Origin of the sequence: Niveispirillum irakense DSM 11586 (assembly GCF_000429645.1) — a bacterium.
GTDB lineage: Bacteria > Pseudomonadota > Alphaproteobacteria > Azospirillales > Azospirillaceae > Niveispirillum > Niveispirillum irakense.
Window position 1 is genome coordinate 1 of sequence record NZ_KE386934.1, and the last position, 13,903, is coordinate 13,903.

Annotated in this window: 16 protein-coding genes; 7 read left to right on the plus strand and 9 right to left on the minus strand. The window is 63.1% G+C overall.

Features of this window, described 5'->3' with window-relative positions:
- On the plus strand, window positions 1-303 hold a 303-nt coding region (locus tag G473_RS27825), incomplete at its 5' end, for an IS110 family transposase (protein ID WP_035708337.1).
- Window positions 304-395: 92 nt separating this feature from the next.
- Here the strand turns inward: G473_RS27825 and G473_RS0118935 are convergent.
- Both G473_RS0118935 and yajC read right to left on the minus strand, forming a co-directional pair.
- On the minus strand, window positions 396-770 hold the full coding sequence (locus tag G473_RS0118935; RefSeq protein WP_029014394.1) for an Mth938-like domain-containing protein: 375 nt from the start codon (window positions 768-770) through the stop codon (window positions 396-398).
- 141 nt (window positions 771-911) lie between these two features.
- Window positions 912-1,265, minus strand: a complete 354-nt coding sequence (yajC, locus tag G473_RS0118940) for a preprotein translocase subunit YajC (protein ID WP_029014395.1) — start codon at window positions 1,263-1,265, stop codon at window positions 912-914.
- Window positions 1,266-1,488: 223 nt separating this feature from the next.
- On the opposite strand from yajC, the gene G473_RS0118945 reads away from it, so the two are divergent.
- The 4 genes from G473_RS0118945 to G473_RS0118960 all read left to right on the plus strand — a co-directional run bounded on the left by G473_RS0118945 (window position 1,489) and on the right by G473_RS0118960 (window position 5,112).
- On the plus strand, window positions 1,489-2,358 hold the full coding sequence (locus tag G473_RS0118945; RefSeq protein WP_029014396.1) for an ATP-binding protein: 870 nt from the start codon (window positions 1,489-1,491) through the stop codon (window positions 2,356-2,358).
- Window positions 2,359-2,451: 93 nt separating this feature from the next.
- Window positions 2,452-2,784: an XdhC family protein gene (locus G473_RS0118950; protein WP_029014397.1), complete on the plus strand. Its 333-nt coding sequence runs from the start codon at window positions 2,452-2,454 to the stop codon at window positions 2,782-2,784.
- Window positions 2,781-3,512 (plus strand): XdhC family protein, encoded by a 732-nt coding sequence (locus tag G473_RS0118955; RefSeq protein WP_029014398.1) that lies wholly within the window; start codon window positions 2,781-2,783, stop codon window positions 3,510-3,512. Before G473_RS0118950 ends, G473_RS0118955 begins: the two co-directional genes overlap by 4 nt.
- 4 nt (window positions 3,513-3,516) lie before the next feature.
- Window positions 3,517-5,112 carry an NTP transferase domain-containing protein gene (locus G473_RS0118960; RefSeq protein ID WP_029014399.1) on the plus strand — a complete coding sequence of 532 codons (1,596 nt, stop codon included), beginning with the start codon at window positions 3,517-3,519 and terminating at the stop codon, window positions 5,110-5,112.
- Here G473_RS0118960 and G473_RS29550 read toward each other — a convergent pair.
- From G473_RS29550 to G473_RS27840, 7 genes are all read right to left on the minus strand, one after another.
- Window positions 5,096-5,968 (minus strand): alpha/beta hydrolase, encoded by an 873-nt coding sequence (locus tag G473_RS29550; RefSeq protein WP_051330481.1) that lies wholly within the window; start codon window positions 5,966-5,968, stop codon window positions 5,096-5,098. The genes G473_RS0118960 and G473_RS29550 overlap by 17 nt on opposite strands.
- Window positions 5,968-7,794 (minus strand): ABC transporter ATP-binding protein, encoded by a 1,827-nt coding sequence (locus tag G473_RS0118970; RefSeq protein WP_245580172.1) that lies wholly within the window; start codon window positions 7,792-7,794, stop codon window positions 5,968-5,970. Before G473_RS0118970 ends, G473_RS29550 begins: the two co-directional genes overlap by 1 nt.
- Before the next feature lie 126 nt (window positions 7,795-7,920).
- The gene (locus G473_RS0118975; protein ID WP_029014401.1) at window positions 7,921-8,262 is read right to left on the minus strand and encodes a PilZ domain-containing protein; all 342 of its coding nucleotides are present in this window, start codon (window positions 8,260-8,262) and stop codon (window positions 7,921-7,923) included.
- Window position 8,263: 1 nt separating this feature from the next.
- Entirely contained in the window at window positions 8,264-9,457 is a 1,194-nt protein-coding gene (locus G473_RS0118980) for a PP2C family protein-serine/threonine phosphatase (protein WP_029014402.1), read from the minus strand.
- Entirely contained in the window at window positions 9,454-10,209 is a 756-nt protein-coding gene (locus tag G473_RS29555; protein ID WP_154667480.1) for an ATP-binding protein, read from the minus strand. The genes G473_RS0118980 and G473_RS29555 overlap by 4 nt, the downstream gene beginning before the upstream one ends.
- 19 nt (window positions 10,210-10,228) lie before the next feature.
- Window positions 10,229-10,534: an STAS domain-containing protein gene (locus tag G473_RS0118990; protein ID WP_029014403.1), complete on the minus strand. Its 306-nt coding sequence runs from the start codon at window positions 10,532-10,534 to the stop codon at window positions 10,229-10,231.
- Window positions 10,535-10,551: 17 nt separating this feature from the next.
- A complete protein-coding gene (locus tag G473_RS27840) occupies window positions 10,552-11,397 on the minus strand; it encodes a protein phosphatase CheZ (RefSeq protein WP_161631013.1) in 846 nt (281 codons plus the stop codon).
- Window positions 11,398-11,685: 288 nt separating this feature from the next.
- On the opposite strand from G473_RS27840, the gene G473_RS0119000 reads away from it, so the two are divergent.
- Complete coding sequence (locus G473_RS0119000; protein WP_029014404.1) at window positions 11,686-12,639, plus strand: hypothetical protein; 954 nt, start codon at window positions 11,686-11,688, stop codon at window positions 12,637-12,639.
- Between the two features lie 59 nt (window positions 12,640-12,698).
- Complete coding sequence (locus G473_RS0119005; RefSeq protein ID WP_210163366.1) at window positions 12,699-13,886, plus strand: sialidase family protein; 1,188 nt, start codon at window positions 12,699-12,701, stop codon at window positions 13,884-13,886.
- The last annotated feature ends 17 nt before the right edge of the window (window positions 13,887-13,903 follow it).

Genomic DNA, 13,903 nt, shown 5'->3' on the forward strand with positions numbered 1-13,903 from the left:
CGGGCTTTCTCGCATAACAAGCAGATCACCGCCTTCGTCGGGCTGGACCCAAGAGACCATCAGTCCGGCAGTTCCGTAAACCGTCGAGCCCACATCAGCAGGGTCGGCAACCCCAGGGTCCGCGCCGTCCTCTACATGTGCGCCCTGTCCGCCAGACGCCATAATCCCGTCCTGAAGGCCTTTGCCGACAGGCTGATGGAAAACGGCAAGGCACCAAAAGCAATCCTCGTCGCCGTCGCCAGAAAGCTCTTGGTCATCGCCTACGGCGTCCTGAAAACACGCACACCCTTCAAACCCGCTTGACTGCAAACACGGTATCTTGATCGTAACCGATCCAGGGAGGTTTTGTGTTCCCTCACTCGCCGGGCGGGCGCATCCGCGCCCTTGGCTTGGTATTAGACCGGCAGCAGCGCGGCAGCCACTCGGCGACCTTCCGCCAGCAGGATATTATAGGTGCGGCAGGCGGCAGGGCTGTCCATGACATCGGCCACGATGCCCGCCTCCCGTAATTGCCGACGCAACGCCGACGGCATCAGTTGCATGCGCGGCCCGCAGCCGACCAGCAGCACCTCCACCTTCGGGTCAAGGCCCAGCAGCGGCGCGAAATCCGTCAGGGTCAGGGCGGCGAAGCTGGTAACCGGCCAGGGGATCGTCTGGCCCGGCTGCACGATCACGGCCCCCTCATGCACCTGATTGCTGACGCGGAAGATGCCGGGGCCATAGGTGTCGATGACCTGACGGTCAGCCGGGATGATCGGGGTGATGTCCATGAGTGCGCCTCCCCAGGTGCAGATGGTTTTCCATGCCGGACAAGGCAAGGCCCGCAAGTGCCAGGGACACTGCGGGCCTTATAACCAACCTTCCCGCTCGCCCTGGATGGGCAATCGGGCCGGCTCCGCCTGCAGGCGGTATTACTTCTTGGTCTCGACCTCGGCCTTGGCCGGCTCGGTCTTGGCCAGAACATTGGTGATGGTGCCGCGCATGACGCGCACACGCACGCCCTCGGCGATTTCCACCGTCACATCCTCTTCGGTGCCGACCTTGACGACGGTGCCGATGATGCCGCCACCGGTGACAACCCGATCACCGCGACGCAGCGCACCCAGCATCGCCCGGTGTTCCTTCATCTTCTTCTGCTGCGGACGGATCAGCAGGAAATAGAAGACGACGAAGATCAGCACCAGCGGTGCCAGCGACATCAGGGATTCCATACCGCCACCCGGTGCGGCCCCGGCAGCCTGGGCATAGGCCGTGGAAATGAACATCAACTGCTCCTCATGTGACTTTCGGCTTCGCGCCAGACGCCGGGACTATACAAGCCACTGGTCCGGTTGCAACCGAAACCGGCGGCCAGCCATGCGGCAGCGGCGTCTTCGGCTGGTGCCGGCTTGCATGATAGGGTCCATCGCATTGCCATCCCGCGCCAGATGGGCCCGCATACTCCCATGCGCAAGCCCTTGTCCGACCTGAAAAACGCCAGAAAGACCGATGACCGATCTTCAGGATAAAAACGCCCTGCTGCCGCTTCTGTCCCGTATCGCCGATGCGCTGGACCGGCTGGCCCCTTCCGCCGTGGCCAAAGCCGATCTGTCGGCTGCCGACGCCTTCGTCTGGCGGGCGGCGGAACTGACCCTGGTGCCGGTAACGCGCGTCTCCTTCGTGGAACTGGAGCTTTTGCAAGGGGTGGAACGCCAGTGCCAACAGTTGCTGGAAAATACAAAGCGCTTCGCCCAGGGGCTGCCGGCCAACAACGCCCTTCTCTGGGGTGCGCGCGGCATGGGCAAAAGCTCCCTGGTCAAGTCGGTCCATGCCCGCATCAACCGCGATGCGCCGGGCAGCCTGGCGCTGGTGGAAATCCACCGGGAGGATATCCCCACCCTGCCCAAGCTGCTGGATGTGCTGCGCGCCAGTGACCGGCGCTGCGTGCTGTTCTGTGACGACCTGTCTTTCGGCAGTGACGATGGCAATTACAAGTCGCTGAAGGCCCTGCTGGAAGGTGGGATCGAGGGGCGGCCGGATAATGTGATCCTCTACGCTACCTCCAACCGCCGGCATCTGATGCCGCGCGACATGATCGACAATGAACGTTCCACCGCCATCAACCCGTCCGAAGCGGTAGAAGAGAAAATCAGCCTGTCCGACCGTTTCGGCCTGTGGCTGGGCTTCCATTCCTGCAATCAGGATACGTTCTTTGCCATGGTGGAGGGCTATGCCGCCGCCTATGGGCTGGACATCCCGACGGAGGAACTGCATGCCATTGCCGTGGAATGGTCGGTGACGCGTGGCAACCGGTCCGGCCGTGTAGCCTGGCAGTTGCTGAACGAACTGGCTGGCCAGCATGGCAAGCGCCTGGACTGACAGCATAATGGGGGGCGGTGACAGGTATCACTGACGCCGCCCTGTCTGCCGCGTGATGCCATTCCCCGCAAGGTCGCCGCCAAGGGAGAAGAGATGAGCCTGATCGCTTCCGACAATGCCATGATACTGGAAAGTGCCGCTGGCTGGCTGGCGGCGGGTCGGGGCGTGGCCTTGGCCACCGTCACGGGCTGCTGGGGCTCTGCCCCGCGCCCTGTGGGCAGCCTGATGGCCATTGCCGATGATGGCGCCATGGCCGGTTCCGTTTCCGGCGGCTGTATTGAGGGGGCGGTGGCGATGGAAGCCGCCAGGGTGATCGAGGATGGCGAACCCCGTCTGCTCTCCTTCGGGATCAGCAATGAAATGGCGTGGGAGGTTGGGCTGGCCTGTGGCGGCAAGCTGGAAATTTATCTGGAGCCTCTGGCATGAAGCGCCGCCTGTTCGATGCGCTGCACCGCGCCCTGGCTGACCGGCGGGCTGTGGCCCTGGTCACTGATATGGGCACGGGCTTCCAGACCCTGGTGGGGGCCGATGGCCGCCAGCAAGGCGATGCCGGGCTGGAGGATGAGTTTCTGCCCACTGTGCAGGACGCCATCCGCCGCGACCGCAGCGGCATGGTGGATTATTATGATGGGCGCTTTTTCATCAACGTCTTCGCCCCGCCGCTGCGTTTGATCATCGCCGGGGCGGTGCATCTGGCCCAGGCCCTGGCACCGGCAGCGAAACTGGCGGGCTATGACGTGACCATCGTCGATCCCCGCGCCACTTTCGCCACACCGGAACGGTTTCCAGACTTTACCCTGGTGGGAGACTGGCCGGATGAGTCGCTGACGACGCTGAAGCCTGATATGCGCACGGCCATCGTCACCCTGACCCACGACCCCAAATTCGATGATCCGCTGTTGATTGCCGCCTTGGGCACGCCCGCCTTCTATATCGGTGCGCTGGGCAGCCGGAAAAGCCATGCCGCGCGGGCCGAAAGACTGGCGGCTGCGGGGGTGGATATGGCGGATTTCGTCCGGATCAAGGGGCCGGTGGGCCTGGATATTGGCGCTGTCAGCCCGTCAGAAATCGCCATTTCCATCCTGGCAGACATGACACTGACCCTGCGCGGCACAAAGCAGAAGAGCCCTGCCACCCCCGTTGAGGCGGGCTGAGCGCATGTGGTTCGGCACCCTCCCCAGCGGGGAAGCGGAAGGGGCGATCCTGGCCCATGGCGTGCGGCTGCCGGAAGGGCATTTCGCCAAAGGGCGCGTCCTTTCTGATGCCGATATCGCGCGGCTTCGGACGGCGGGTATTGATCACGTCACCGTCGCCCGGCTGGAGCCGGGTGATATCGGGGAGGATGAGGCGGCAGCCCGTCTGGCCGCGCGGCTGTGCGGCGCCGGGACCAGCGCCAGCGCTCCCTTCACCGGCCGGGTGAATTTATTCGCCGATACCGATGGCGTGGCGGTGATTGAAGCCGCCGCCATCCATGCGCTGAACCGCCGGGACGAGGCGGTGACCATCGCCACCCTGCCCCCCTTCACACCGGTGCGGGCGGGGCAGATGCTGGCGACGGTGAAGATCATCCCCTTTGCCGTGTCGGAAAAGGTGGTGACCGATCTGGAATGGATGATGGCGGGGCCCGCCCCGGTTTCCCTGTCGCCCTGGCAGGGCCTGTCCGTCTGCCTGATCCAGACCGTGCTGGATGGCACCAAGCACAGCGTGCTGGATAAGACGGAGATGGTGACCGCTGCCCGGCTGGATGCGGTCGGGGCCCGCCTTGCCCGCACCCTTCGCCTGCCACATCAGGTGGATGGGCTGACTGACGCCCTGTCGCACGTGACGGAGGATATGGTGCTGGTCGTGGGGGCGTCCGCCATCACCGACCGGCGCGATGTGATTCCGGCGGCGCTGACGGCTGCCGGCGGCACCATCCGCCATTTCGGCATGCCGGTCGATCCCGGCAATCTGCTGCTGCTGGGGGAAATGGACGGGCGTCCTGTCTTGGGCCTGCCGGGCTGTGCCCGCTCGCCCAAGCTGAATGGTGTGGATTGGGTGCTGCAACGCCTCTGCGCCGGGTTGCCGGTGGCGCCTTCGGACATCATGGGCATGGGTGTGGGGGGATTGCTGGCAGAAATTCCAGGCCGTCCCCAGCCGCGCAGCGCCGCCCCCCGACGTGCCCAGATCGCCGCCTTGGTGCTGGCCGGCGGCAGCAGCCGGCGCATGGGGCCTGAAAACAAGCTGCTATTGCCCTTCCAGGGCCGTCCTATCCTGCGCCATGTGGTGGAAGCTGCCCTTGCGTCCCAGGCCGGGCCGGTTCTGGTCGCGACCGGCCATCAGGCCGACCGTATCCATGCTGCGTTGGTGGGGCTGGATCTGGCGCTGACCCATGCCGATGCCCATGAGGACGGCTTGAGCGCTACCCTGCGTGCCGGCCTTGCCGCTTTGCCCGAGGATATTGACGGGGTGATGGTGTTGCTGGGGGACATGCCGCTGATCACGCCGGCAGAAATTGATCGGCTGATCGCCGCCTTCAACCCGGCGGAAGGGCGGCGCATCTGCGTGCCGGTCCAGGGCGGGCGGCGCGGCAACCCGGTCCTGTGGGACAGGACATTGGTCGCCGATATCATGGCCCTGTCAGGCGATCACGGCGCGCGGTCGCTTCTGGACCAGCATCCGGACATGATCTGTGAAGTACCCATGGCCAATCCCGGCATCCATCTGGATATCGATACGCCGGACGATTGGACCACACTTAACGCCGGGGGATAAGGGCGGTGCCACCACCGGGCCGACCCCGCTGTTCCAGGATCGGCCCTTCCGCCGGGCGATGTCCACCGGCCAGGAAATCCAGGATTTCCCCCAAGGCACCATGGGCGAAAAGATCATGATGCCCTGCCTGTGACGGCCGCCAGGATCGTACCGGGCTGGTGATCGCCTTTTCCAACGCCTCCCCCAGATGCACCGGCACCGTGCGATCAGCCCGGCCATGCAGGATGAGAACCGGCGCGCGGACATGGGCGATGGCAGCGGCGCAATCGGCATGGTGGCGCAACAGGGCACGCACCGGCACCAGCGGATAGCGACTGGCCGCCAGATCGACCAGCCGGGTAAAGGGTGCTTCCAGGATCAGGGATGCGATGCGCCGCTCCGCCGCCAGGGCAATCGCCACTGCCGTGCCCAGGCTCTCGCCATACAGTACCAGATGATGGCCGGAAATGCCCTGGCCGATCAGGTAATCCAAAGCCGCCCTGCCATCGGCCACCAGCCCCGGCATGCTGGGCACACCATCATTGCCGGCATAACCGCGATATCCGGCGATCAGCACGCCATAGCCGGCATCGGCCAGCCCGCGTGCCTTCTGTGCCCGCAAGCCCGGATGGCCGCCATTGCCGGGCAGGATGACGATGGTGGGTTTGGCAAAACCATCGGCTGGCCGATACCAGCCATCCAGAAACAGGCCATCACCGGTGGCCGCCTGAATGATGCGGAAATCCCCCAGCCCCCAATCCGCCGGGGCCACCCGGCCGCGATGGGGCCTGAAGATTAACTGGTCCTGCCGCAGGGCCAGCCAACCGATCAGGCCGGCATAGATCCCCAATAATATCAGCAGCAGGACCAGAAACATCAGCCCTCCCCGGTCGCCGCCGGTTCCAGCCCCGCCTGGAGCGCGTAATAGCGGGCATAGGCCCCGCCGCGCGCCAGCAACTCCTCATGCGTGCCGGATTCTACAATGCGCCCATGATCCATCACATGGATGCAATCGGCATCGATGATGGTGGACAGACGATGGGCGATAACCATGGTGGTACGCCCGACTTGCAGACGGCGCAGCGCTTCCTGGATCAACCGTTCCGACTGGCTGTCCAGGGCAGAGGTCGCCTCATCCAGCAGCAGGATAGGCGCATTCTTCAGCATGGCGCGGGCAATGGCGATGCGCTGGCGCTGACCGCCTGACAGCTTCACCCCCTGCTCCCCCACCATCGTTTCATAGCCTTCCGGCAGGTCGAGGATGAAATCATGCGCGGCCGCGTCGCGGGCCGCCTGTTCGATCTCCGCCTCCGAGGCGCCCTGGCGGCCATAGGCGATGTTGGCACGGATCGTATCATCGAACAGGACCGATTCCTGGCTGACCAGCGCAATATTGGCGCGCAAGGATGCCATGGAGACATCCCGCACATCCTGCCCGCCAACCAGCACCTGCCCTTGGCCCACATCGTAAAAGCGCGGCACCAGGTTCAGCATGGTGGTCTTGCCGGAACCGGAGGCCCCCACCAGCGCCACGGTGCGCCCCGCCGGCACATCCAGATCGACCCCATCCAGGGCACTGCGATCCCCGCCATACCCGAATTGCACGGATTTGAACTGGATGCCATGCCGGGCCGTGGGCAGGGCAATGGCGTCCGGCCTGTCGACGATGGCCGGCTTGGCATCCAGCACCGCCAGCACCCGCTCCGCCGCCGCCAGGCCGACCTGAAGCTGGGCATTCAGCTTGGTCAGTGCCTTCATCGGCTGGAAGGCCAGCATGAAGGAACCGATGAAGCTGACCAGCTGACCTGCCGTGCTTTCCCCGGCGGCGATAGCAATGCCGCCATAGACGATGACGCCAACCACAGCCATACCGCTGAAAATCTCGTTGATCGGCATGGTGGTGGCCGCCGTGCGATAGCTCTTGGCTGTCAGCTTGCGCAGCCGGTCGATGGTGCCGCCGACCCGCTTTTCCTCATACGCCTCCATGCCATAGGCCTTCACATGGCGCGCGCCCTGAAAGGTCTGGCCCAGCACGGCGGAGAAATTGCCAAGTTCCGCCTGCTGGCTTTTGGCGATACGGCGCAGTTTTTTGCCCAGACGGGACAGGAACCAGCCGGAGAATGGAAAAACCGTAAAGGCGATCAGCCCCAGCCGCCAATCCTGATAGAACATGACCCCGATCAGCACGATCAGCGTCAGGCTGTGATTGACCAGCCCGGTCAGGCATTCCGACACGGCCAGCCGCATCTGGTTCACATCATTGACCAGATGGGAGATCAACTGGCCCGACGCATGGCCTTGCAGGAAAGCCAGATCAGAGCGGATCAGGTGGCTATAGACCTGTCCCTGGATCTTGGCCACGACCCGCTGGCCGACATGGTTGACCATGACGGAATGGCCATAAGAGGCCGTGCCCCGGATGACAAACGCCAGGAAGATCAGAAGGCCGAAAGGCAGCAGAAAACCCTGATTATCCGGCTGGAACGCAACATCCAGCAGCGGCTCAAAACCCCAGCCGATGGCGCCGGTGGCCCCGGCTTCCATCGCCATCAACAGCAGCGCCAGCCCCAGCCGCAGGCGATAGGGGCCCAGATAGGCGCGCATCAACCGGCCCAGCAGCTTGGACGTGCTGTTGCGGGGCGAACCAGCCAGATCCAGCGGGCGGGCCGGGGCGGAATTGTTCAACGAGGCGGCTTTGGACAATATGAAGGGCTTTTCTGGCAATGTGGATCAGAATGGCAAAGGTGCATCCATGCCAGGGAATATCGGTCCCTGCCCGCCAGACCGCAAGGTTCGGCTGCGCATGGCGGCCCCTGTTTTACTTTGCCATCATCCTGCCAGGGGTGTTTGCCCCTGGGTCCAGCCGGCAATGATGGCCCCGACCCCGTCCCTGGAAAATTCGATGGCAATACCCGCCGGCAGGTTCCGCACCACGCGCGCCTCCGCGCACAATGCAACGGCCGGAATTTCCAGTATTACCGGTGTGCCGGGGGGAAGTACCGGTGCGCCGGAAAGAAGCGCGCCGCTGGGCGATACATCCCGGATCAGGCAATCATGTCCGGCATCCTGCACAAGCAGCCGCACCGCGCAGGCAACATTACGCCGGTCGTACCGCCGCCGGTTCAACTTCATCTGGGTAAGCCAGGCACGGATGAAAGCGGGCATCGGCATATTATAACCTGCTGATGCAGATCGCGGTCAGGTCATCGGCCAGGGGCCGCTGTACTTCATTGTCAAAGGCTGCGATCAGGCGTGCAAGCCTGTTCTCGCGATGCGGGAAAATATCGCGCACCAGACGGATCAACCCGTCCTCTCCCAATAGATGCCCCTGACGATCCAGCGCCTCTGTCACCGCATCGGAATAGATCAGCAGGCATGCCCCGGCAGGGAACGGCACCTGATCGGCGGTCATGATCGGGTTGCGCGTTACCCCCAGCATCAGGCCGCTGGCATCCAGCATCGTGACCTGACCATCCAGGAACATAAGCGGGCTTGGCGCCCCCGCCGCCGCATAGGAAAGCGTGCCTTCCCGGCTATCGATGATGGCATAAAAACAGGTGGCAAACTGGCCAACCGGCAGCAAATCCTTCAAGGGCCGGTTCAGCATTCCCAACCATTCCGCCGGTTCATACCCATGCGGGGGGATGCGTTCGATCAATGTATGGAAACGGAACGTGTTGATGGCGGCAGAGATACCATGACCGGAAAAATCAGCCGCCAATATGCCCAGACGGCCTTCGCCCAGGTCGAACAAGGTCCAGAAATCACCGCCCAATTCGTCAGACGGCTCGAAACGGCCTTCGATCATCAGGCCATGACGGGCACCGGCATCGGCCAGGACACGATTGTCCGGAATCAGGGATTTTTGCATGCCCCGCGCCAGTTTCAGATCATTCTGCAGGCGGCGGTGAAAGTCCGTCAGATTGCGGAAGAAAAACTGTTTCTCCAGATTAAGCCGCACCCGGGCCATGAACTCCCCGGCATTGATCGGCTTGCCGATAATGTCGCTGGCGCCCGCTTCAAAACAGCGGACTCCTGCCGGATCGGAGGCGGGTGATGTCTGCATCAACACGGGCAGGTCGGCCCAGCCGGGCGTCGCGCGGATGCGGCGGCACATTTCCAGCCCGTCCATGACAGGCATATCGATATCGAGCAGCACCAGATCATAGGTCTGGGCCGCCATCCGCTCCAGCCCGCTTTCCCCGTCGGCGGCGAAATCAATCCCGCCGATACCAACCCATTGCACGAATCGCGACAGGATTTCCCGGTTGAAGCGGCTGTCATCCACAACCAGAACCCGGCAATCAGAAAAGCTGATACGGTTGGGACCGGCAATCGGGGCAGGCAGATCAAGAGCGGGGATCATGGGCGGAAAATCAGCATTACACGCCGTCCCCCGTCAGAGAAGACCACATCATCGGCCAGTTCCCGCATGATCTGGATGCCCCGTCCCGATTTGGCATCGGGCGGGGCAAGGCTGCGCCCCTGATGGGCCTTATGGCCCTCACCTTGATCCTGAATGGTGATACATAATCCTCCTGCATCGGCGGCGGCGTCAATGATCACGCGGCGCCTGGCCCGGTCAGGATCATCCAGCCGACGCCGGATTTCCGCATAAAACCGGTCGAAGGCCCCCTCTTCCCCACCCGGACCTTCCTTCAGGCCCAGATTGCCATGGATCAGGGCATTATTGAGCGCTTCGTGCAGGCAGATTTCTATATCCCCACGCCGCATGGGTGGCAGCCAGCCCCGCAGCTCCATTGCTGCGCAGAGAAGAGGTGCCAGATCCAGCCCGAATGTACCCGCCGTGGTAAGGCACAAATGCAATGAACGGGGCCGTTCAACCAGTCGGGAAAGGCCATCTTCTGTCAGGTCCGCAGCACCGCGCCGTTCCACATAGGCCCGACACCCGGACGCCAGCACATTGATTAACTGGCGCGGATCCGCCAGGGCGGTGAGGAAAATCTGCGGTTTCTCGCCCTTTTCCGGATCGGCGACGGTAAGCCCATGCCGGATGGCAGTGGCAGCCAGCTCATCCGGCGGCAGGGTCCCGCCAACAAGGAAAGCCGGCAGCGGCGGAAGCGGTGGCGGAGGTGTGCCGGGAAGCGTGCTGGTCACATCCACACACTCCCGCTGGTCAGGGGGTGACCCGGAACAGGGTGTTGAACTTGGCGATCTCCAGGATACGTTTTACCGTATCCTGCGCACCGGCAAGTTCAATCTCCACGTCCTTGGGTTGGGCAATGTCGCGGGCAATCAGGAACATGCCCAGGCCCGAACTATCGACAAATTCCAGACTGGAAAGGTCGAACACGCAAACCTGCCCCTCCATCCGTTCGATCGCTTCCACGACGGCACGGAATTTCTCGTGATCGATCAGAGTCATACGACCGTTAAGGGCGACACGCATCCCGTTGGGGGTGGTGTGGACGGTATAGTCCATCAAAGGTCTCCGTTTGATCAGTCGAACAGATTGTCGATTTCCGATTGGTCCAGCGGGTTGGGAGGATCATCATCCGCCGCTGCCGGTGCGGCGGGCCGCGCCGGGGCCGCAGCCGCCGGTGCAGGAGAGGCAGCCGGCTTCGCAGCCAGTGTCTGACCGGACAGAAGCGCATCCACATCATCCTGATCCACACCGTCCGACCGGGGGCCGCCCAGCAGATGCGCATCAGGACGGTTGTCCACCGGACCGGTGGCCGTGGGCGTGATCCCCTCAATGTTCCAGATGGAGATCATGGCATTGACGCGTTGTTCGACATAGCGCAACGCATTCACCACCTTGCTGGTCCGCTGGCCGGTCAGGTCCTGGAACGAGCAGGCGGTGAAGATATTGGTGACTTCGTTCTCGATATCGGCGCAAAGGTCGGGATCAGCCCCCAAACGCTTCAACCGGCCCGCCACTTCCATCAACCGCTCGGCCGATTGCAGAATCTCGATGGATGCCCGTTCCGTGGTGGAGACGATGGCATCCAACTCGTTCGTGGCGATATCCAGCCGATTATTCTCTGTATCCTTGGGGCGGAGTGCAGCAATTTCCCGCCGCGCCTGCTCAATGGAGGCGGCCATTTCCAGAAGTTCGTTGCGCAAGGCTGCGGCGCGACCGGCAGTCTGGTGCATGCTGGCCTGGGAAACGAACATCTGCCGCAGATCGCCCATCAGCGCATCAAGCCGTGTTTGCCCGCCATCGCCGGCACGGCGCGCATGTTCGCGCAGGAATGCCAAACCCTGCGGCGATTGCGCGATACGATCATAGAAGGCCGCGTACTCGCTTTCCGACAGGCCCAGAATAGTGCCCATTTCGTACAAGATACTGTTCTTCCCTGCCCTTTTACCGGTTCGTCCCGCACACCACCCCGATGCCCGATCCCCGGCCTGACCATATTGCTACCACCATCCGGGTTAGGGCAGCAAATTGATTACAGCACTCTTCCGGTCAGCTTTTTACCCTTGCTTGTGTTTCATTTCAGATACCGGAAATTGATACGTTTCCTTGATGACATCTTTTCCATCTTTCCAGACTGGACATAGGCAACGGCCTTGATATGTTGTCCAAAATGGACAGGCAATGGCTTTGGATAGGGCCGCACCCAAGCGATGCTGGATTTTACGAAACTGGCCAAGGTCCTGGCCCTGGCCGACAGCCCTAATGTGGGCGAAGCATCGGCGGCGATTGAATCGGCACGGCGCATCCTGGCCCGTGACGGCAAAGGCTTTGCCGACCTTGCATCATTGCTGATCAAGGCACAGGGCGCTTCTGCCCTGCCAGCCACTGCCGCTCCACCCGCCACACAGCATCCCCCAGGCCCTGCCGCCACCCAGGCTGAAAGCCCTACCGATGCACAGCGACTCCAGTCCCTGATCACACGCTATGGCAGCCGGGAAGCGGTACTGGCCCCTTGCAGCCGGGAAAAGTTGCTGCGCCAGGCCGTAAACCGCTGGGCCCGCCATGCGCCTCCCCCTTATGAGCGGTGGACGGTCAGTCTGGACGGTTGGACGGTGGACAGCCCGCCGCGCCACATGCCGGCAGAGATACGTCGCGCTGTGGAGGCTGCCTACTCCCTGCCGACCAGCGTGACAGGGGCCATTGCTGAACTGGAATATTGGGAAAGGCGGGATGGCGAGATTGCGCTGTTACGCCCAGCGGCAAGCCGGGGCACGGAACGGGCCGACGTTTCACAACTCGACCTGCCCGCCCTGGCGCGGGCCACGGTGATCCGACGCATGGTTGAACATGGGTTGCGTGCCCGGACCGTTGGTGACGCCCTGGCCCGTGTGGAATATTGGCGGCGGCGCAATGGGCGCGGCACATGGATGGAAGCGGCAATCCTGGAGGATTTGCGCCATCTGGCCAGCCAGGAATTGGCCTCGGCCCCACCGGATCAGGGCGAAAAGCCCCCCACGCATTTCCGCACCGCGTCGGAACGCCGAGAAGAGGTGATTCGTCTTTTGAGCGATGAAGCCATTGCCGCCCTGCCGGACCGGGAAATTGCCCGTCGTGTCGGCGTCTCACCGCAGACGGTCGGTAATCTCCGCCGCCGCGTAGGGTGACAGGCGCCCCCTATCCTCTTACCATCAGGCGCAACGAAGAATGATCATCGGGAGCGCCCATGGTTTCCCCCTTTCTCAAAGCAGGCTTTGCAGCCTTGCTGATGATCGCGGTTCCTTCTACCGGCCTGGCAACGTCAAAGCCGCCCTACACCATTGCACCCGACCTGTTCGACATGACAAGGCCAGGGCATCTGGGCCTGGAACTGGCACCGGGAACGGAAACCTTCACCATCTTCGCCCCTGATGAGACGAGCGATAAATTCCACAATGGTGTGGTGCTGATCCCCTTCAAAGGGCGGCTTTACGCACAATGGCAGGCCTCCGCCTGCGACGAGGATTCCGCCGATACCTGGGTCGCTTACAGTCATAGCGACGATGGCGCGCGATGGAGCCCGCCCGCCACCCTGGCCCCCAGGGGCAGCCGGCCGGGGGAGATGCGGTCGAACGGCGGCTGGTGGACCGATGGCAAGGTGCTGATCGCCTTCACCAATGTCTGGCCTACCGGCTTCCAGTCCGGCGACGGTGGCCATGCGGAATATCAGGTGAGCAGCGATGGCACCCATTGGTCACCGCCGTCACGGGTGATGGGGCGGGATGGCCAGCCGGTCGAGGGCATTATCGAACAGGACCCCCACGCTTTGCCCGATGGCCGCATCATCACGGCCTTCCATCGCCGGCCGGGGCTGATTGCCACCCCCTTCTATACCGATCATCCTTTGGGGATTGCCGGCTGGGTGGCAGGGCAGATGGAAAATCTGCCCCAGGACGCCAAGGCGGAAAAGAATGTCAGCCGGGAGTTGGAGCCCAGCCTGTTCCTCCGGCCCGATGGCTGTGCTGTGATGGTGTTCCGCGATCAGGCCAGCAGCTTCAAGCAGTTAGCGGCGGAAAGCTGTGACCGGGGGGAAAGCTGGACCCGGCCAGTGCTGACAGAGATGCCGGATTCCCGGTCCAAGCAAAGTGCGGGCAACCTGCCCGACGGCACCGCCTATCTGGTCAACGCGCCATCACAAGACCGGGTACGGATGCCACTGGCCGTGACGCTCAGCCCTGATGGCCGGCATTTCACCAAGGCCTATCGGCTGCGGGGCGTGGACGACCTGCAGCCCCTGCGATTTGCCGGGCAATATAAGCGGCCCGGTTACCATTATCCCAAAAGCACGCTTTGGCAGGGCTATCTCTATGTCGGATACACCACCAACAAAGAGGATGTGCAGGTGACGCGGATACCGCTCTCTTCCCTTCAATAAGGGAGAGGGTGCGCTTC

Coding starts and splice junctions, on each gene's coding strand:
- yajC (WP_029014395.1), bottom strand. CDS start 1,265: ATGTTCATTTCCACGGCCTATGCCCAGGCTGCCGGGGCCGCACCGGGT.
- G473_RS0118945 (WP_029014396.1), top strand. CDS start 1,489: ATGACCGATCTTCAGGATAAAAACGCCCTGCTGCCGCTTCTGTCCCGT.
- G473_RS0118955 (WP_029014398.1), top strand. CDS start 2,781: ATGAAGCGCCGCCTGTTCGATGCGCTGCACCGCGCCCTGGCTGACCGG.
- G473_RS29550 (WP_051330481.1), bottom strand. CDS start 5,968: ATGTTTCTGGTCCTGCTGCTGATATTATTGGGGATCTATGCCGGCCTG.
- G473_RS0118960 (WP_029014399.1), top strand. CDS start 3,517: ATGTGGTTCGGCACCCTCCCCAGCGGGGAAGCGGAAGGGGCGATCCTG.
- G473_RS0118935 (WP_029014394.1), bottom strand. CDS start 770: ATGGACATCACCCCGATCATCCCGGCTGACCGTCAGGTCATCGACACC.
- G473_RS0119000 (WP_029014404.1), top strand. CDS start 11,686: ATGCTGGATTTTACGAAACTGGCCAAGGTCCTGGCCCTGGCCGACAGC.
- G473_RS0119005 (WP_210163366.1), top strand. CDS start 12,699: ATGGTTTCCCCCTTTCTCAAAGCAGGCTTTGCAGCCTTGCTGATGATC.
- G473_RS0118980 (WP_029014402.1), bottom strand. CDS start 9,457: ATGATCCCCGCTCTTGATCTGCCTGCCCCGATTGCCGGTCCCAACCGT.
- G473_RS0118990 (WP_029014403.1), bottom strand. CDS start 10,534: ATGGACTATACCGTCCACACCACCCCCAACGGGATGCGTGTCGCCCTT.
- G473_RS0118950 (WP_029014397.1), top strand. CDS start 2,452: ATGAGCCTGATCGCTTCCGACAATGCCATGATACTGGAAAGTGCCGCT.
- G473_RS0118975 (WP_029014401.1), bottom strand. CDS start 8,262: ATGCCGATGCCCGCTTTCATCCGTGCCTGGCTTACCCAGATGAAGTTG.